Annotated in this window: 18 protein-coding genes; 14 read left to right on the top strand and 4 right to left on the bottom strand. The window is 73.6% G+C overall.

The genetic code is table 11. The features are described 5' to 3' along the window. Positions 1-10: 10 nt before the first annotated feature. A complete protein-coding gene (gene sepH, locus ABT295_RS03375) occupies positions 11-1621 on the bottom strand; it encodes a septation protein SepH (RefSeq protein WP_352392998.1) in 1611 nt (536 codons plus the stop codon). A gap of 160 nt (positions 1622-1781) precedes the next feature. Here sepH and ABT295_RS03370 point away from each other — a divergent pair, with 160 nt between their 5' ends. From ABT295_RS03370 to ABT295_RS03360, 3 genes are all read left to right on the top strand, one after another. Continuing rightward, positions 1782-2420 carry a trimeric intracellular cation channel family protein gene (locus tag ABT295_RS03370; protein ID WP_352392997.1) on the top strand — a complete coding sequence of 213 codons (639 nt, stop codon included), beginning with the start codon at positions 1782-1784 and terminating at the stop codon, positions 2418-2420. 95 nt (positions 2421-2515) lie between these two features. After that, a complete protein-coding gene (locus ABT295_RS03365) occupies positions 2516-3631 on the top strand; it encodes a ferrochelatase (RefSeq protein ID WP_352392996.1) in 1116 nt (371 codons plus the stop codon). A gap of 8 nt (positions 3632-3639) precedes the next feature. After that, the gene (locus ABT295_RS03360; protein WP_352392995.1) at positions 3640-4578 is read left to right on the top strand and encodes an inositol monophosphatase family protein; all 939 of its coding nucleotides are present in this window, start codon (positions 3640-3642) and stop codon (positions 4576-4578) included. Between the two features lie 21 nt (positions 4579-4599). Here the strand turns inward: ABT295_RS03360 and ABT295_RS03355 are convergent, their stop codons facing one another. Next, on the bottom strand, positions 4600-4785 hold the full coding sequence (locus ABT295_RS03355; RefSeq protein ID WP_345507779.1) for a hypothetical protein: 186 nt from the start codon (positions 4783-4785) through the stop codon (positions 4600-4602). A gap of 343 nt (positions 4786-5128) precedes the next feature. On the opposite strand from ABT295_RS03355, the gene ABT295_RS03350 reads away from it, so the two are divergent. From ABT295_RS03350 to ABT295_RS03330, 5 genes are all read left to right on the top strand, one after another. Beyond that, on the top strand, positions 5129-5428 hold the full coding sequence (locus ABT295_RS03350) for a DUF4193 domain-containing protein (RefSeq protein WP_345507778.1): 300 nt from the start codon (positions 5129-5131) through the stop codon (positions 5426-5428). A 74-nt stretch (positions 5429-5502) separates the two neighbouring features. Further along, a complete protein-coding gene (gene dut / locus ABT295_RS03345; protein WP_352392994.1) occupies positions 5503-6039 on the top strand; it encodes a dUTP diphosphatase in 537 nt (178 codons plus the stop codon). A gap of 96 nt (positions 6040-6135) precedes the next feature. Beyond that, positions 6136-6915: a DUF3710 domain-containing protein gene (locus ABT295_RS03340; protein ID WP_352392993.1), complete on the top strand. Its 780-nt coding sequence runs from the start codon at positions 6136-6138 to the stop codon at positions 6913-6915. A 46-nt stretch (positions 6916-6961) separates the two neighbouring features. Then, entirely contained in the window at positions 6962-7354 is a 393-nt protein-coding gene (locus ABT295_RS03335) for an OB-fold nucleic acid binding domain-containing protein (protein ID WP_352392992.1), read from the top strand. Continuing rightward, complete coding sequence (locus tag ABT295_RS03330; protein ID WP_352392991.1) at positions 7347-8087, top strand: DUF3159 domain-containing protein; 741 nt, start codon at positions 7347-7349, stop codon at positions 8085-8087. The genes ABT295_RS03335 and ABT295_RS03330 overlap by 8 nt, the downstream gene beginning before the upstream one ends. A gap of 51 nt (positions 8088-8138) precedes the next feature. Here ABT295_RS03330 and ABT295_RS03325 read toward each other — a convergent pair whose 3' ends face one another. Together ABT295_RS03325 and ABT295_RS03320 are read right to left on the bottom strand one after the other, a co-directional pair. Next, positions 8139-8822, bottom strand: coding sequence for a potassium channel family protein (locus ABT295_RS03325; protein ID WP_352392990.1), 684 nt, complete (start codon positions 8820-8822; stop codon positions 8139-8141). A 26-nt stretch (positions 8823-8848) separates the two neighbouring features. After that, on the bottom strand, positions 8849-9511 hold the full coding sequence (locus ABT295_RS03320) for a potassium channel family protein (RefSeq protein ID WP_345507772.1): 663 nt from the start codon (positions 9509-9511) through the stop codon (positions 8849-8851). Positions 9512-9737: 226 nt separating this feature from the next. Between ABT295_RS03320 and ABT295_RS03315 the strand changes: the two genes are divergently transcribed. The 6 genes from ABT295_RS03315 (at position 9738) to ABT295_RS03290 (ending at position 17496) form a co-directional block, all read left to right on the top strand. Continuing rightward, on the top strand, positions 9738-11699 hold the full coding sequence (locus ABT295_RS03315; RefSeq protein WP_352394683.1) for an APC family permease: 1962 nt from the start codon (positions 9738-9740) through the stop codon (positions 11697-11699). Then, positions 11696-13015, top strand: a complete 1320-nt coding sequence (locus ABT295_RS03310) for a class I SAM-dependent RNA methyltransferase (protein ID WP_352392989.1) — start codon at positions 11696-11698, stop codon at positions 13013-13015. Before ABT295_RS03315 ends, ABT295_RS03310 begins: the two co-directional genes overlap by 4 nt. A 136-nt stretch (positions 13016-13151) precedes the next feature. Then, positions 13152-13562, top strand: coding sequence for an acyl-CoA thioesterase (locus ABT295_RS03305; protein ID WP_352392988.1), 411 nt, complete (start codon positions 13152-13154; stop codon positions 13560-13562). Between the two features lie 69 nt (positions 13563-13631). Next, complete coding sequence (locus tag ABT295_RS03300; RefSeq protein ID WP_352392987.1) at positions 13632-15491, top strand: HNH endonuclease signature motif containing protein; 1860 nt, start codon at positions 13632-13634, stop codon at positions 15489-15491. A 179-nt stretch (positions 15492-15670) separates the two neighbouring features. Further along, positions 15671-16141 (top strand): Hcp family type VI secretion system effector, encoded by a 471-nt coding sequence (locus ABT295_RS03295; RefSeq protein ID WP_352392986.1) that lies wholly within the window; start codon positions 15671-15673, stop codon positions 16139-16141. Beyond that, on the top strand, positions 16141-17496 hold the full coding sequence (locus tag ABT295_RS03290) for a methyltransferase (RefSeq protein ID WP_352392985.1): 1356 nt from the start codon (positions 16141-16143) through the stop codon (positions 17494-17496). The genes ABT295_RS03295 and ABT295_RS03290 overlap by 1 nt, the downstream gene beginning before the upstream one ends. Positions 17497-17532: the final 36 nt, after the last annotated feature.

The raw sequence follows: 17532 nt of genomic DNA, 5'->3' as shown, positions 1-17532 counted from the left end.
AGCGCCGGGGTCAGTCGCCCTTGCGGCCGAACATGATGTCGTCCCAGCTCGGCACGCCGGGACGGCCCGACTTGCGCGCGGCCGGCTTCGGCTTCGGGATGCCGGGGCGCGGGCGGTCCTTCGTCGACGCGGCCGCCGGGGTCGCCGGGGTCGCAGCGGCTGCCGGGGGCGCCGGGGTCGCCGGGGTCGCCGGGGTCGCCGGGGTCGCCGGGGTGCGGCGCTCGATGACGTCGTCGTGCTCGGGCTCGGTCACCCGCGCGGCCTGCGTGGCCTGCGTTGACGCCGGGGCGTGCTCCTCGCGGGGTGCGGCGTCGGCCAGCAGGTCGGGCAGGATGTCGGGCCGGTCGTCGACGGGCGCCTCGGTGGCCGGCGCGTCGGCAACCCGGGCCTCGTCGGTTGCCTCGTCGGTTGCCTCGGCGGACTCGTCGGACTCGCCAGCCGCGTCCTGGGGTGCAGCTTCCTCGGGTGCGGGGACGTCCGTCACGTCGTCCTCGGCCGGCTCCTCGACGGGCAGGCCGGTCCCGGCGACGGGCTCGTTCGACTCCGCGTCCGGCTCGACCGACTCGGTGGCTCCAGAGACGACCGGCTCGGCGGCGGGCTCTGCGGTGGGCTCGGCGGTGGGCTCGGGCGGGAGGGTCTGGCGCACCGGCTGGGTGGCCTCGGTGCGGCGGGCCTGGCGCTGCGCGGCCTCGACGCCGATGCGGTCCTCGGCGGCGCCGGTCTTGACCACCTCGGGGTCGTCCTCGGGGTGGGTGTGCGCGGCGGGAGGCAGCTCGTCGCGGGGGTCGCGGGCCAGCTCCTCGAGCGGCAGCGCCTCCTCGGGGGCGCTCTCCAGTCCCGGCACGTCAGCCGACTTCGGCCGACGACGGCGGCCCCGCTGGGCGCTGCGCTCGCGCATCGCGGCCATCAGGTCGACGGTCTCGCCCTCGCGGCGGCGCACCGGGGTCGCGGCCGACACGCCGCCCTCGGCCTCGACGTCGTAGACGCGGCTGGGCCGGCTCGGGGCGGACAGGTGCGGGGCGGGGATGGGGCCGGGGGCCTGCTGGTCCTCGTCCTCGCTGAGCCACCTCGCCTCGTCGTCCGTCGCCGACACCGTGCGGGCGAGCGGGTCGAAGTGCCAGGCGGCCTCGCGCTCGCGGCCGCCGGCGGCGAAGAGGAGCAGCACGGTCCACGCGCCCTTGTCGGTGCGACGTGAGTCCCAGCGGGCGGAGCCGGCGTCGATGGCCCGCGAGCGCAGGCGCTCTGCGACGCGGGCGTCGAGGGTCTGCGCCGAACCGCCGGTCGCACCCCGCGAGCGCAGGCGTACCTGGCGGGCGAGGCTCGCGACGTGCTCGCGCTCGGCGAGGATCGGGCCCTCGTAGCGGTGCACCTTCTCGACGGGCCAGTCCGCGCGCTCGGCGACCTCCTCGGCCGTCAGGCCGGCCCGGATCATGGCCTGGACGTCCTTGGGGCGCAGGCCACCGGAGATCTCGATCTGCAGCTGTCCCAGACGCGGACGGTCACGACGCGCGGCCGCGCGCAGCGGCTCGTCGAGCGGGACGGCATACCTGTTGCCCTCGTCGTCGGCCAGCAGCAGGTGCGATCCGTCCTCGTGGACGCCGACGAGCCTGAGGTGCTGCATGGGTGGGTCTCCCGGGAACGTGTCTGCGTGTCGTGCGGTGGTCGTGCCCCGCTGCCGGGCGTCGCTCACGGCGATTCGGCGGGTGCTGTGCAGTCGAGCATGCCACCGGCGCGGGCACCCGCCAAAGCGACCACGCCGCACAGGTACCGTTTGCTCTGGCATGCCCACCACCTTCGCGTCCGCCCAGCTCGCCCTCGACATCGTCGGCGTGTTCGTCTTCGCGCTCTCCGGCGGCCTCGTGGCGGTCAAGAAGCGCTTCGACCTCTTCGGCGTCATCGTCCTGGCCTGCGCGGCCGCCCTCGGTGGCGGCATCGTGCGCGACCTGCTCATCGGCGACATCCCGCCCGTCGGCATCAGCGACTGGCGCCTCCTGACGGCGGCCGCGCTCGGCGGCCTCGTCACCTTCCTCTTCCACCCCGGCGTCGAGCGGATCACCCGCTTCGTGCGCGTGCTCGACGCGGCGGGGCTTGCGGCCTTCGCGGTCGCGGGCAGCCTCAAGGCCGTCACGACGGTCGGCGTCTCGCCCATCGCCGCCGTGCTCGTCGGCGTCATCACCGCGATCGGCGGCGGTGTGCTGCGCGACCTGCTCGCCGGGCAGGTGCCCGAGGTGCTGCGCCGCGAGCTGTATGCCGTGCCGGCCATGCTCGGCGCCGTCATCATCGTCGTCGCCGCCCGCGTCGGCTCGCTGCAGGACTGGGTGCTGTGGACGGCGGTGGCGCTCGTCTTCGCGGTGCGCATGCTGGCCGTGCGCCTCGACCTCAACGCGCCGACGCCCCTCCGCTCGACCCCGGGCCCCTAGACCACCCCGGACCCACCACGGACCCAGCGCGGACCCACCGACGGACCACAGCCAGACCGCACCTCCCACGACCGGATCGACCAGATGGCGGAGACATGACATCGCAGACCAACCCCCCGACCACCGCCGACCTCTCGCCCTACGACGCCGTGCTGCTGCTCGGCTTCGGCGGGCCCGAGGCCCCCGAGGAGGTCATGCCGTTCCTGCGCCGCGTGACGGCCGGCCGCGGCATCCCCGACGAGCGCCTCGAGTCGGTGGCCGAGCACTACCACCACTTCGGCGGCCGCAGCCCGATCAACGACCAGAACCGTGCCCTGCTCGCCGCGCTGCGCGCCGAGCTCGACGGCCGCGGCATCGACACCCCCATCGTCTGGGGCAACCGCAACAGCGAGCCGTTCATCGACGACGCGCTGCGCGAGGCCTACGCGGCCGGGCAGCACCGCCTCGTCGCGCTGACGACGAGCGCCTACTCCTCCTACTCCTCCTGCCGGCAGTACCGCGAGAACCTCGCGGACGCCCTCGGCACGGTGACGCAGGAGGGGCTCTCGTTCGAGATCGACAAGGTCGCCCAGTACGCGCCCCGCCCGGGGTTCGCCGAGGCGAACCTCGGCGAGCTGGTGCGGGCGCTGCGGGCACTCGACGGGGCGCCCGACGCCGAGATCGCGCTGCTCTTCGTCACCCACTCGATCCCCGACGCCATGGACGACACGTCCGGCCCGGGCGACGGCGAGGGCAACCTCTACCAGCGCCAGCACCTGGCCCTCGCGGCCCGCCTGACGCAGGAGGCGAACCGCGTGCTCGGCCGCGACCTCACGGGTGAGCTCGTCTTCTGCTCGCGCTCGGGCCCGCCGACCCAGCCGTGGCTCGAGCCCGACGTCAACGACCGGATGCGCGAGCTCGCGGCGGCGGGGGTGCGCACGGTCGTCACCGCCCCCATCGGCTTCGTCAGCGACCACATGGAGGTCGTCTACGACCTCGACACCGAGGCGCAGGAGACGGCCGACGAGCTCGGCCTCACCCACGTGCGCGTGCCCACGGTCGGCACCGACGCGGCCTTCGTGCGCGACCTCGTCGACGCGCTCCTCGAGCGTGCGGCCGAGGCACGCGGCGAGGCCGTGCCGCAGTTCGAGGGCCGGATGCCGTCGGTGTGCGCACCCGGGTGCTGCCCCAACCTGCGCCAGGCCCGTCCCGCCCTCTGCGGCAGCGACTGAGGAGCGCCGTGACGACAGCACGCAGCGACCACGGCCGGCAGGGCGCGCCCGAGCTGCCCGCCGGCACCACCGTCGAGGAGCTCGAGCGGCTCTGCATCCGGTTCGCCGTCGAGGCCGGCCGGTTCATCCGTGACGAGCGGCCGCCCCGGATGGGCGTCGCGGCGACGAAGTCGACGGAGACCGACGTCGTCACCGTCATGGACCGCCGCTCCGAGGAGCTGCTGCACCGCCTCATCCAGCAGGCGCGCCCCGACGACGGCATCCTCGGCGAGGAGGGCGCCGACGTGGCGGGGACGTCGGGTCTCACGTGGGTCGTCGACCCCATCGACGGCACCGTCAACTACCTCTACGAGGTGCCGGCGTATGCCGTGTCCGTGGCGGTCGTCGTCGGCGACGCCCGTACCGAGCAGGGGTGGGAGCCGGTCGCCGGTGCGGTGGCCGACCCGTCGCTGCGGCTCGTGCACCACGCAGGGCGCGGCACGGGTGCCCGGACCCGGCCGGAGGGTGACGTCGCCGACCGCGAAGAGCCGGACGAGCCGGACGCGCTCGCCGCGCTCGGTGCGCTCGGTGCCGGCGCGACGGTGCTGAGCGTCTCGGGGGAGGACCGCCTCGCGCGCACGCTGCTCGCGACCGGCTTCGGCTACGCACCCGAGGTGCGGGCCCGGCAGGCGGACGTGATGCGACGCGTGCTGCCGGCGGTGCGCGACATCCGCCGCATCGGCAGCGCCGCCCTCGACCTCGTGCGGGTGGCCGAGGGCTCGGTCGACGCCTACGCCGAGACGGGCCTCAACGCGTGGGACCTCGCGGCCGGCTGGCTCATCGTCGAGGAGGCCGGTGGCGTCGTCGTGGGGTCGCAGGGCCGCCCGGGCAAGGAGCTCACGGTCGCGGCGGGGCCGGCGCTCGTCGATCAGGTGCGCGCGCTCTTCACCGAGGGCGCCCGCGACTGAGCCTTGCGCCTGACGCGGGGCTCAGGCCGCGTCGAAGGCCTCGAGGCCGGGCACCCGCACGCCGTTCTCGGCGGCGAGCCGGGCGAACGACTCGAGCTCGCCGGTGTGCACCTGGATGCGGTACTCGTCGTCGGCGGCGCGCGCCTCGGCGAGGTCGCCCAGGGCGTCGTTGACCCGCTGCCTCATCTGCTCGACGAACTCGGTCATGGTGCCACCTCCGGGCTTGGGTACGTTGGGTCGGGTTCGCAGACCCTACCGCGCCGTCGGACCCCCACCGTGCACCGAGGATGGCAGCCGGATGGCAAAGGGACGGTGAACGGTTGGTCCGGAAACGACAGGAAGGTGCCACCGGGGCCCGGGCACGTCTCAGGGGGTGGCGGGCGCAAGGTGACAACGCGGCGGCGATCGGGCATCATGCGCGCACGCGGCAGTTTCGTGGGGGATGACAGCGCCGTCGACCACGCGGGTTCCACGGGAACAAGCACGGCCCCACGAGCGTTCTTCGCGTCACAGACCGCAAGGCGCAGTTCGAGTAGAAGTGAGACAACAGATGGCAACCGATTACGACGCGCCACGCAAGACGGACGACGAGCTGAGCGAAGACTCCATCGAGGAGCTCAAGTCCCGGCGCGTCGACAAGACGTCGTCCAGCGTGGACGTTGACGAGACGGAGCAGGCCGAAGGGTTCGAGCTCCCGGGCGCCGACCTCTCCGGCGAGGAGCTCTCGGTCCGGGTCCTGCCCAAGCAGGCCGACGAGTTCACTTGTGGGCGTTGCTTCCTCGTCCACCACCGCAGCCAGCTCGCCAAGGAGAGCAACGGCATGATGATCTGCACGGAGTGCGCCGCCTGAGCGCATCCCCACGCCGTCCGGAGCCCGGGCGGCACCCGCAGGCAGCAGAGCAGGAGCAAGTAGGGTCGGTCCTCGTGACCGACCCTTGTGCTGTCCCGGACCGTCTCGCGGGCGATGCCGTCGTGCGGGTGCGCCGGCTCGACCCGGACCTGCCGCTGCCGGCCTACGCGCACCCGGGCGACGCCGGTGCCGACCTGTGCTCGAGCACCGAGGTCACGATCGCCCCGGGGGAGCGGGCCCTCGTGCCGACCGGCCTGGCCATCGCCCTGCCGCCGGGGCACGCCGGCTTCGTGCACCCCCGCTCGGGCCTGGCCGCGCGTCACGGCATCTCGATCGTCAACGCCCCCGGCACCGTCGACGAGGGCTACCGGGGCGAGATCCTCGTCAACCTCGTCAACCTCGACCCCCGTGAGCCGTTCACCGTGCACCGGGGCGACCGCATCGCCCAGCTCGTCGTGCAGCGCGTCGAGCAGGCGTCCTTCGTCGAGGTGGATTCGCTCGACGCGACCAGTCGGGGGGACACTGGACACGGATCCACCGGAGGGTTCGGTGGGCCCGGACCCGAGGGCGCCGCCTCGCCGATCGCGGGGGACTCACCCGCCGGGGCCTGATCATCGGATACGGTTCGCCGGGCGCTGCGTCAGCGCCGCGACGACCGCGGGCGGCATCGCGCCACCCGGGACGCAGGACTCAAAGGACGGAATGACGTGGGACTCTTCAGCCGGGGCAAGTCGAAGGACCGCCCGGACGCCGACGGCGTGGACGTGAACGACGACCTCGACCGTGACGAGCTCGACCCCGACGCGACCGGCGTCGACGAGGCGGACGACGCGGACCGCCCGGCCTCCGTGCCCGGTGACGGCACCGACGGTCCCTACGACCGCGCCGCCGTCGACGACGACAGCGAGTACCTCAACCTCGGCTCCATCTGGCTGCGCGGCCAGCAGGGCATGGAGCTGCGGCTGGAGATCAACGAGCAGGAGCAGCAGATCACGGGGGTCACCGCCGTGATCGGCGAGTCCGCCGTGCAGCTGCAGGCGTTCGCCGCGCCGCGCACCGAGGGCGTCTGGGTCGACATCCGCAACGAGATCGCCGACAGCATCGTCGGCGCCGGGGGCACCGCCGAGGTGCTGACCGGCGACTTCGGTGAGGAGCTGCTCACCCGGATGCCGCAGACCGGTCCCGACGGCCGCACCGTCTTCATGCCGGCCCGGTTCGTCGGCGTCGACGGACCGCGCTGGTTCCTCCGCGCGGTCGTCTCGGGCCGCGCCGCCATCGAGCCGGAGGCCGCGGCGGCCGTGCACGACCTCATCCGCACCGCGGTCGTCGACCGGGGTGGCGACGCCATGCCGCCGCGCGAGCTGCTGCCGCTGCGCCTGCCCGACGCCGAGGGCGCCGAGCAGGCCCAGGGCGAGGACCCGGGCGCTCCGACCGAGGGCGACCTCAACCCCTTCGAACGCGGACCCGAGATCACCGAGGTCCGCTGATGCGTGGCGCCGGCCGCCGCGCGCCGGGCGACCACGGGTCGTCCTCGTGAGCACGGGCATGCCGGGCGCGCTGCGCCGGCTGAGCGAGCGCCTGACGCGCACCTCGCACGACATCGAGGCGGCGCAGCTGGCCCGCGAGTCGAGCGACCTCGGCGTCGTCCACATCGCGGCGGCGCCCCTGCGCACCCGCGTCACGATCTGCGGCGAGGTGCGTTCGGTGACGCTGCGCCCGCGCGAGGAGACCCCGGCGCTCGACGTCGAGGTGTGGGACGGCACCGAGTCGCTCCACCTCGTCTGGCTGGGCCGCCGGCGCATCGCCGGCATCGTGCCCGGCATCAAGGTGCAGGCGACCGGCCGCATCACGACCCGACGGAAGGTCGCCACGATGTTCAACCCGGCCTACGAGATCGTCGGCCGCGCGGGGCAGCCGCATGGCTGAGGCGGACGGCGGGGCCACGGTGCCCGGGGCGGCCGAGTCGCGCGAGCCGGGCGACGGCGTCGCGCGATCCGAGGCCGACCTGCGCCGCTACGACACCGTCGAGGAGCTGCTGCGCGACAAGCTGTCCGAGGCCATCGGCGGCTGGCGCGGCGCCGCCGAGTCGGCCGTGCCCGTCGTCGCCTTCACCGTCGCGTGGGCGCGCACGCAGGACCTCCGCACCGCGCTCGTCGTCGCCGGTGCCTGCGTCGTCCTCCTCCTCGTGCTGCGGCTCCTGCAGCGCCAGGACCCCCGGTTCATCGTGTATGCCGCCGTCGGCGTCGGCATCTCGGCCTTCTTCGCGCTGCGGTCGGGCAAGGCGGAGGACGCCTTCCTGCCCGGCATGCTCCAGAACGCCGGCCTGCTCGTGCTGCTCGTCGTCACGAACCTCACGCGGTGGCCGCTCTTCGGCTTCATCGTCGGCGTGGCCGAGCCCGAGGCCTTCGCGGCCGACCCCACCTGGTGGCGGCGCCACCCGGGGATCGTCACCGTCGCGGCCCGGCTCGCCTGGGTGCTCGTCGCCCTCAACGTCGTGCGCCTGGCGATCATGGTGCCGCTCTACCTCGCCGAGCAGGTGGCCGCCCTCGGCGTCGCCAAGATCGTGCTCGGCTGGCCGGCCTACCTGCTCGCGGTCACCGCGATGGGCGCGATCCTCGTGCGCGGTCGCACCCCGATCGACCCCGGCCGGGTGGCCTGACGCCGTCGCGCCTGATCGGCACGAGTCGGTGCCAGCCGGCCCCGGTCCGTGTCAGTTCGCGTCGGCGCGGTGCCGCTCGCCCGGGGCGACGAGGTCCTGGAGGCGGTCCTCCTGCTCCGTCGTCGTGATGAAGAGCAGCTCGTCGCCGGCCTCGATCGCGTCGTCGGGCGTCGGGGCGAGCGGGCGCTCCTCGCGGATGATCGCCACGAGCACCGTGTCGACCGGCCAGTCGACGTCGCCGACGCGGCGGCCCGCGAACGGGCTGCCCTCGGGCAGCGTGATCTCGACCATCGAGGCGCGGCCCTGCTGGAACTCGAAGATCCGCACGAGGTCGCCGATGCTGACGGCCTCCTCGATGAGGGCCGTCATGAGGCGCGGGGTCGACACCGCGACGTCGACGCCCCACGACTCGTCGAACATCCACTCGTTCTTCGGGTTGTTGACGCGCGCGACCGTGCGGGGCACGCCGAACTCCGTCTTGGCGAGGAGCGAGAGCACGAGGTTGGCCTTGTCGTCGCCGGTGGCGGCCACGCAGACGTCCGACTCCTCGAGCCGGGCCTCCTCGAGCGCGGCCAGCTCGCAGGCGTCGGCGAGCAGCCACGACGCCTCGGGCACGCGCGAGGCCTGCACGTCGTCGGCGTCCTTGTCGATGAGCAGCACCTGGTGACCGTTGCCGAGCAGCTCACGGGCGATGGAGCGTCCGACGCTCCCGGCTCCGGCGATGACGACGCGCATGCGGTGTTCTTCTTCCTCGTACCGGGTCAGTGGGCCGCGGGCGGCTGGTCGCAGAGGCGCTCGACGCGCGCGAGGTCGTCGCGCGGCACGGTGAGGTGCACGAGGTCGCCCTGCTGCACGACCATGTCGGGCCGGGGCAGCGTGCCCTCGCCGAGTCGGGTGACGTAGGCGACGCGGGCGCCGGTCTGCTCCTCGACGACGGTGAACGGGTGGCCCACCCACGCCTCGGCCATCGGCACCTCGGCGATGACGATCTTGCCGCTCGGGTCGGTCAGCTCGGGCACGGCGCCCTGGGGCAGGAGCCGCTGGATCATCTGGTCGGCCGTCCACCGCACCGTCGCGACGGTGGGGATGCCGAGCCGCTGGTAGACCATGGCGCGCTGCGGGTCGTAGATGCGGGCCGCGACGTGCTCGACGCCGAAGGTCTCGCGGGCCACGCGCGCGGCCAGGATGTTCGAGTTGTCGCCGCTGCTCACGGCGGCGAACGCGTACGCCTCGCGGATGCCCGCGGCGATGAGCGTCTCGCGGTCGAAGCCGATGCCGGTCACCGTCTGGCCGTCGAACGACGTGCCGAGGCGACGGAAGGCGGAGGCGTCGGCGTCGATGATGGCGACGTCGTGGCCCCCGCGCCCGAGCGTGCGCGCGAGCGTGGAGCCGACGCGGCCGCAACCCATGATGACGAAGTGCACGGACGCGACGCTACACCGTGGCGCAGCCCCCGACGGTGCGGGTCGCGCCAGCGCGCCGGACCACGAAACGGTCGGGACGGCATACCTGCTCGGCGGGCGGCGCGCACGGGGGAGCGCGGGTGGCCGCACGCGCGGGAGGCGGTCGGTGCGCGTCCCCGAAACGTTCTACAGTGTCGTCGTGCCAGGTACCGGTTCGCTGTTCAAGCGCCTCCTCCTCGGTCGCGCGATGCGCAGCGACAAGCTCGGCGAGACGCTGCTGCCCAAGCGGCTCGCGCTGCCGATCTTCGCGAGCGACGCGCTCTCGTCGGTGGCCTACGCCCCCGACGAGATCATGCTCATGCTGGGTCTCGCCGGCGGCGCGTTCGCCATGACGCACAGCTGGCAGATCACCATCGCCGTCGTGCTCGTCATGGTGGTCGTCGTCGCGTCGTACCGGCAGAACGTGCACGCCTACCCCTCGGGCGGCGGCGACTACGAGGTGGCGACCGTCAACCTCGGGCCCAAGGCGGGCCTGACGGTGGCGAGCGCGCTGCTCGTCGACTACGTCCTCACCGTCGCGGTGTCGGTCAGCTCGGGCGTGCAGAACGCCTCGACGGTGCTCGGCTTCGTGCGCGGACACGAGGTCGTCGTCGGCGTCGTCATCATCGCGTTCCTCACCGCCATGAACCTGCGCGGCGTGCGCGAGTCGGGCAAGGCGTTCGCGGTCCCCGTCTACCTCTTCATGATCGCCATCATCGGGATGGGCGTCTACGGCTTCATCCAGAAGGCCACCGGTGGGCTCGCCCCGGCCGAGAGCGCGGGGCTCACGCTCGTGCCCGAGGGCGGCGAGGAGCTGACCGGGATCGCGGCCGGCTTCCTGCTGCTGCGGGCGTTCTCGTCGGGCTGCGCGGCCCTGACGGGCGTCGAGGCGATCAGCAACGGCGTGCCCGCGTTCAAGAAGCCGAAGAGCGACAACGCCGCCACGACCCTGCTGCTCATGGGCGGGCTGTCGATCGCGATGCTCGCCTCGATCATCACGCTCAGCCAGTGGACCGGCATCAAGATCGCGGAGGACCCGTCGACCCAGCTGCTGCGCGACGGGCAGCCCGTCGGCGACGCCTACGTGCAGCACACCGCGATCGGCCAGCTCTCCGAGGCGGTCTTCTCGAACTTCCACGTCGGCGTCGTCTTCGTCTCGATCGTCACCGGCCTCATCCTCTTCCTCGCGGCCAACACGGCCTTCAACGGCTTCCCGGTGCTCGGCTCGATCCTCGCGCGCGACGGCTACCTCCCGCGCCAGCTGCACACCCGCGGCGACCGGCTCGCCTTCTCGAACGGCATCCTCATCCTCGCGGCCGCCGCGATCCTGCTCGTCGTCGTCTTCCGCGCCAACGTCAACGCGCTGCTGCAGCTCTACATCGTGGGCGTGTTCGTCTCGTTCACGACGAGCCAGACCGGCATGGTGCGGCACTGGACGCGCCACCTGCGCCTCGAGCGCAACCCCAAGGAACGCGCCCGCATGCAGCGCTCGCGGGTCATCAACGCCGTCGGCGCCGCGATGTCGGCGACCGTGCTGCTCGTCGTGCTGGTCACGAAGTTCCAGCAGGGCGCGCGCTACGCGATCCTCGCGATGGCCGTCCTCTTCTTCCTCATGCTCGCCATCCGCAAGCACTACTCGCGGGTGCGCGACGAGCTCGCCATCGACTGGGACGTCGAGCGGCCGATGCTGCCGAGCCACGTGCACGCCATCGTCTGCATCTCCAAGGTGCACAAGCCGACGATGCGCGCGCTGTCGTACGCGCGGGCGAGCCGCCCCACCTACCTCGAGGCCGTCACCGTCGACGTCGACCCGGAGGAGACCCAGGGCCTGCTCGACGAGTGGGACCGCCGCGACATCCCGGTGCCGCTCAAGGTGCTGAGCTCGCCCTACCGCCAGATCACGAAGCCGATCCTCGACTACGTCCGTTCGATCCGCAGCGGCAACCCGCGCGACATCGTCACCGTCTACCTGCCGGAGTACGTGCTCGGCAAGTGGTGGGAGCAGATCCTGCACAACCAGAGTGCCCTGCGCCTCAAGGCGCGGCTGCTCTTCACGCCGGGCGTCATGGTCGTCAGCGTGCCGTGGCAGCTGCAGTCGTCCGAGGGCGCCGAGCGCGACTGGATCGACGAGCCGCCGATCCCGGGCTCCGTGCGCGGCGGTGCGCTGTGAGCGAGGGACGCCCGAACGAGCGGACCGGCGGCGAGCGACGCCCCCGTGAGCGGGCGGCGGGCAGCGAGCGACGCCCGCGTGAGCGGGCCGCGGGCGGCGAGTCGCTCGTCGGCCGGGAGTGGACCGTCGAGGTGGGACCGGTCGCCCACGGCGGGCACTGCGTGGCGCGCCACGAGGGCCAGGTCGTCTTCGTGCGCCACACCCTGCCCGGTGAGCGCGTCGTAGCCCGGGTCACCGAGGGCCGTGTGGGTGACTCCTTCGTCCGGGCCGACGCCGTCGAGGTGCTCGAGGCCGCTCCCGGTCGGGTGCCCGCGCCGTGCCCGTATGCCGGCCCCGGCCTCTGTGGAGGGTGCGACTTCCAGCACGCCTCGGTCGGCACGCAGCGCGCCCTCAAGGGCGCGGTCGTGCGCGAGCAGTTCGCCCGGGTGGCCGGCCTCGACGTCGACGTCGAAGTGCAGCCCGTGCCCGGCGACGCCGAGGGTCTGCGGTGGCGCACCCGCGTCGAGTTCGCGGTGGACGAGGCCGGCCGGGCCGGCCTGCGCCGACACCGGTCGCGCGAGGTCGTGCCCGTCGACGACTGCCTCATCGCGACGCCCGGCGTCATCGACAGCGGCGTGCTCGACACCGAGTGGCCCGACGTCGAGTCGGTCGACGTCGTCGACGCGGCGCACCCGGACGAGCCGGTGCTCGTGCCGCTGCCGCCGGCCGAGGGGTCGGACGGGAGCGGCGGGCTGGTCGGCGAGCTCGCGCGCGACGGCGACTGGGAGGGTGAGTACGTCGTCGGAGCCCGGGGTTTCTGGCAGGTGCACCCGGGTGCGGCCACGACGTTCCTCACGCGTGTCGTGGCGCTGCTCGGCGCCGAGCCGGGTGACCGCGTCGTCGACCTCTTCGCCGGCGCAGGCCTCTTCACGATGCGCCTCGGCGAGCTCGTGGCGCCCGACGGATTCGTGCTGGGCGTCGAGGGCGACCGCCGCGCCGTCGAGAACGGCGAGCGCAACACCGAGCACCTCGAGAACGTCGAGTGGCGCGCGAACCGGGTCGACCGCGAGCTGCGCTCGCTCGTCTCGCAGGGCGTCACGGCCGACCTCGTGGTGCTCGACCCGCCCCGCACCGGAGCCGGCAAGGGAGTCATGGCCCTGGTCGGCGAGCTCGGTCCGCGCCGCGTCGTCTACGTCGCCTGCGACCCGGCGGCGCTCGCGCGCGACGTGCGGGCGGCGGGGGAGCAGGGCTACGCGCTCGCCTCCCTCGAGGCCTGGGACGCCTTCCCGATGACCCACCACGTCGAGTGCATCGCCGTGCTCGAGCGCTCGAGCTGAGCGGACCCGACCGGGGCGGACGGTCCCTCCCTTGCCGGGGGTTTGGAAGGGGGTCGGTACGGGGCCGCAGGGGTCGGCGGGTGGTCGGCGGGGGCCCGCCTGCGGGCGCCGCACCGAGGCACGGGACGATGGGGGCGTGACGTTCAGCTACCCGGTCGCCGTGAAGTTCTCCGAGATCGACCTCGCCGGTGTCGTCTTCAACTCGCACTACCTGACATGGTGCGAGGACGCGAAGATGGCCTTCCTCGACGACCTGGGCTACGGCCCCTACCGGTTCGCGGAGTCCGACCGGCTGGCGCTGGTGCGGCACGCCGAGATCGACTGGACGGCGAGCCTCAAGCCGCTCGACCACGCGGACATCCGGGTCGTCGTCGAGCGCATCGGCTCCTCGTCGTTCACGCTGCGTCACGAGATCTGGCGGCGGGGCGAGGTGCCGCTGCTGGCCGCCACCTGCGTCATCACCTATGTGTGGTTCGACACGGTGGCGACGGCGAAGGCGCCTCTGGACGCGGACTTCCGCGAGGCGCTCGAAGCCGCACGCGCCTGATCCGACGTCCCGGCCGGGGCCTGTGGACGACGGTCGTGGGCTGTCGGTGGTTCGTACTAGTGTTCGAACATGGCAAAGACGTCAGCATCGGAGCAGACCCGCGAGGTCTCGCCGGGCGTTGCGCTCGAGGTGCTCACGCGGATCCCGGCTGCCGTGTTCGACGCCCTGCCGCTCACCGCGCAGGCCGCGGTCGTGGCGCGGATCGTGCCGGAGGGCGTCCGCACGCTCGACCAGTCCTGCGCCGAAGCCGTCCTGGTCGTGACGCAGCGCGCGGTCAACGCGCTCGACGCGCTGCAGGAGCTCGCACTGGCGGCCCTCGTCCGGGGAGAGGAGATCGACTACGCCGACCTCGCCGACGACGGGGGAGACGGCAGCGAGTACCGTCCCTCGTCGGTCAAGCAGGTGGCCTCGAGCGTCGCCCCGCTCCTTCGAGCCACCCCACGCGCGTGTGAGGCGCACGTGGCGCGTGCGCTCTGCCTCGTCGACGACCTGCCCCGCACGCTGGCCCTGGCGCTCGGCGGGCAGCTCGACCGACGCCAGACCGACGTCATCGTCGACCACGCACAGCTCGTTGCGGTCCCGGCCCGCACGATCTTCGACGCCGCGGTCACTTGCGATCCCGACGTGACCTCGCTGACACCGCAACGGCTGCGGCGGGTCTGCGAGCGCGCGGCTCTGGCCGTCGATCCCGCGGCCATGGAGCGGCGGGCGCAGCTCGGCCTGCGCGACCGGTTCGTCCGGGTGGAGCCCGGCACCGACCCCGGCATGGCCTGGTGGAGGGCGTCCCTGCCGTCGATGCGGTCGGCGCAGGCGTGGGCGGCCATCGACGAGCTCGCACACGAGTACGTCCGGGCCGATCCGGGTCTCACGATCGACCAGGCGCGGGCCGACGCGCTCGTCGACCTGCTCCTGGGCCAGGCCACTGTCACGACGACCGTGGAGCTGATCCTTCCGGCCTTCGTCGGAGACGCCGGCGACGCGTCCGTGCCGGGCTCGGCTGCCGACGACGCAGCGACCCCGGGTGCCGTCGTACGTCAGCGCGCGGGTGCGGACGGGCCAGACGGTGCGACTGCCGGTCCGGCGAGTGGCGTGGGCCTCGAGCCAGACGCTGCATCAGGCTCTGTCGTCTTCGAGTCCGGCACCGACCCCAGCACCGGCGCCGCCCCGGATCCCACTGGCGTGGCGGCGTTCGCGTGGAGCCTCCGGCGCTCGGAGAGGACCGCATCGAGGATCGCCGAGAGCGCGTCGTCGTGGTTGGCCGCGCACGGTCTCGAGCATGTGGCAGGCCATACCCTCGCGAGTGAGCAGGCTGTCGCGTCGGAGCTGTTCGGGCCGGCCGGCCTCGTCGACGGCCAGCCATCGCCACCCCTGCCGGCAGACACGCTCGCGCACGTCCTGATGCTCCATGAGCACGAGTCGCGTCGTCGTGGCTGGGAGCAGCTGGCGGCCCAGATGCTGGCACGACACGGCCTGCACCTCGGCCGGTGGCGACCGCCCGAGCTCGGGGTGCGAGATCCACGGGCCGGCTGGATCCTCACCGATGCCCTCGTCGCCGTGCTCACCGACCCCGACGTGGTGCTGCGACTGTCGCGCGCCGACGCCACGACCGGCGTGACGTCGGCTTGTGACCCGGGCCGATACCGACCCAACGCGGCGCTGGCCAGGGCGGTGCGGGACCGTGACCGGACCTGCCGGTTCCCGGGGTGTGGCGTCGCCGCACGGCGCTGCGACCTCGACCACGTGGTGCCGTTCCCCGAGGGCCCGACCACAGAGCACAACCTGTTGAGCCTCTGTCGCACGCACCACGGCTTCAAGCACCACGCCGGCTGGACGCTCGTCCTGTCGCCCAACGGCGACTGCACCTGGACCTCGCCCACGGGACGCACCTACGTCACGCACCCGGCCGACGTCAGGCTGGACGCGGCCTGAGCCAGTTGAGTCGATGTGCCGGGAGTCGATGTGCGGGAGTCGAGGTAAGGGCAGTCGAGCAGTGGGCGAGCCCGTGGGTCTGCGGGTCCGTGGGCGGCTGGGAGCCACCGCTCGAAAGCCGGGTGGCCCCACCCACCCGGTGCTAGCGTCAGGAGAGGCCAGCACGAGGTGGAGGCGACATGGATGCGTTCATGAAGTTCGACGGCATCGAGGGCGGCAGCCAGAGCAAGGACCACCAGGGCGCCGTCGAGGTCCTCTCGTGGGACTGGGGCATCAGCGCGACCACGAGCGCGCCGACGGGCGGGGGAGCGGGCGCCGGCAAGGCGCGGGCCCACGAGTTCCAGATCATCCACCGCTACGACCTCGCCTCGCCCCTGCTCGCGGCCAGCGCCGCGACCGGCAAGCACCTCAAGGAGGCCATCCTCACCGTCGCCCGGCCGGGTGCCGACGAGGACTTCGTCACCGTGACGATGAAGGATCTCGTCGTCACCGAGGTGCTCGTGTCGGGCGACGAGGACGAGCTCAACGAACAGGTCAGCCTGCAGCCGTCGTGGATCAGCATCGACTACGCCGAGCCGGGCCACGGGGGCGGACCCACGGGCCGCACCTCACGGTTCGCCTGGGACGTCCGGTCGAACAAGATGGGCTGATGGGCGGTGCCCAGAGCGGTCTCGGCGCTCGCCTCGAGGCTGCCCGGGACCGGCTGCGGGCGCGCGACGGAGTGGGAGCGGATCGCGTCCTGGCCGGCGCGCCGGACGACGTCGCGGTGCTCCAGCTGCGCGCCGTCGCGGCGCACCTCCAGCAGGACGACGCGACTGCCGAGGCCCTGATCGCCGCAGCACTGGCTGCGGCCCGAGCGCCGACGGCGGAGGAGGTGCTGGGGTCGGCATCGGCGGGCCCGGTCGCGGCCGGGGCGGCCCGCGTGGTGGCAGCCCTGTGGAACGACCTCGGCAACCTGCGGCTCGAGTCGGGGCGGACGGCCGAGGCGATCGAGGCCTACCGGACCAGCCTCGACGCGCACGAGGAGGACCCGCCCACGTGGGCCAACCTCGCGACCGCCCTACGCGTGGGCGGTGACGCCGTCGGCGCCGGGACGGCAGCGCTGCGTTCGATCGAGCTCGACCCGGACGCAACCCGCGGCCGGTCGGCCCTCTCGGCGGCGCTCCACGCGCTCACCGCGGAGCGCCGGCACGAGGACGCGCTCGACCTCGTGCGCCGGTGGTGCGCGCTCGAGCCGGACCATCCCGCCGCCCGGCACCGCCTCGCCGCGCTCGGTGGGCTCGGCGGGCTCCCGGTGCCGCGCCGCGCGCCCGACGACTACGTCACGGCGCTCTTCGACGCCGTCGCAGACCAGTTCGACCCGCACCTCGCCGGGCTGGGATACCGCGCTCCGGAGCTCGCGGCCGAGCGGGTCGCCGAGCTGCTGGGCGCGCCGGCGGGGGTGCTCGTCGTCGCCGACCTCGGCTGCGGCACCGGTCTCGCCGGGCGGCTCGTCCGTCCGTGGGCGCGCACCCTCGTCGGCTGCGACCTCTCGCTCGGCATGCTGCGCCGGGCGCAGCGGCGCGGCTGCTACGACATGCTGCACCGGGCTGAGCTCGTCACCTTCCTGCGTCACCAGCCGGACGCATACGACCTCGTGGTGTGCGTCGACACCCTCTGCTACCTCGGCGACCTGGGCGAGGTGGCCGAGGCCGTCCGGGGCGCCCTGCGCCCGGGCGGCGTGCTCGTCGCCACCGTCGAGGAGCTGGCGGGGGAGGGCGCCGACGGGTGGCGGCTGACCCCCTCGGGGCGGTATGCCCACCGGGCGCGCGAGCTCGAGCTGACCTCGGGCGCCGCCGGCCTGCACGACGTAACCCTGCGGCCGGTCCACCTGCGGCTCGAGGCGGGGGAGCCGGTGGCCGGGCTGGTGTGGTCGGCGCGGCGTCCCGAGTCGACGGATCCGTGCACCGCCGGGGCAGACACGGGCCTGGGAGCCCGCGAGGATGGGCGGGTAGGGGTGGACTGACAAGAGGCGGTCCGTGTGGTTAGATATATCTTGACG

The organism is Terrabacter sp. NPDC000476 (assembly GCF_040300125.1).
GTDB lineage: Bacteria > Actinomycetota > Actinomycetes > Actinomycetales > Dermatophilaceae > Terrabacter.
This window is presented reverse-complemented; position numbering and strand designations above follow the sequence as displayed.

What these genes read in the sequence shown, in the direction of transcription:
- ABT295_RS03350 (WP_345507778.1), top strand. Translation starts at nt 5,129, where the DNA reads ATGGCAACCGATTACGACGCGCCACGCAAGACGGACGACGAGCTGAGC.
- sepH (WP_352392998.1), bottom strand. Translation starts at nt 1,621, where the DNA reads ATGCAGCACCTCAGGCTCGTCGGCGTCCACGAGGACGGATCGCACCTG.
- ABT295_RS03330 (WP_352392991.1), top strand. Translation starts at nt 7,347, where the DNA reads ATGGCTGAGGCGGACGGCGGGGCCACGGTGCCCGGGGCGGCCGAGTCG.
- ABT295_RS03370 (WP_352392997.1), top strand. Translation starts at nt 1,782, where the DNA reads ATGCCCACCACCTTCGCGTCCGCCCAGCTCGCCCTCGACATCGTCGGC.
- ABT295_RS03365 (WP_352392996.1), top strand. Translation starts at nt 2,516, where the DNA reads ATGACATCGCAGACCAACCCCCCGACCACCGCCGACCTCTCGCCCTAC.
- ABT295_RS03290 (WP_352392985.1), top strand. Translation starts at nt 16,141, where the DNA reads ATGGGCGGTGCCCAGAGCGGTCTCGGCGCTCGCCTCGAGGCTGCCCGG.
- ABT295_RS03295 (WP_352392986.1), top strand. Translation starts at nt 15,671, where the DNA reads ATGGATGCGTTCATGAAGTTCGACGGCATCGAGGGCGGCAGCCAGAGC.
- ABT295_RS03315 (WP_352394683.1), top strand. Translation starts at nt 9,738, where the DNA reads ATGCGCAGCGACAAGCTCGGCGAGACGCTGCTGCCCAAGCGGCTCGCG.
- ABT295_RS03300 (WP_352392987.1), top strand. Translation starts at nt 13,632, where the DNA reads ATGGCAAAGACGTCAGCATCGGAGCAGACCCGCGAGGTCTCGCCGGGC.
- ABT295_RS03355 (WP_345507779.1), bottom strand. Translation starts at nt 4,785, where the DNA reads ATGACCGAGTTCGTCGAGCAGATGAGGCAGCGGGTCAACGACGCCCTG.
- ABT295_RS03325 (WP_352392990.1), bottom strand. Translation starts at nt 8,822, where the DNA reads ATGCGCGTCGTCATCGCCGGAGCCGGGAGCGTCGGACGCTCCATCGCC.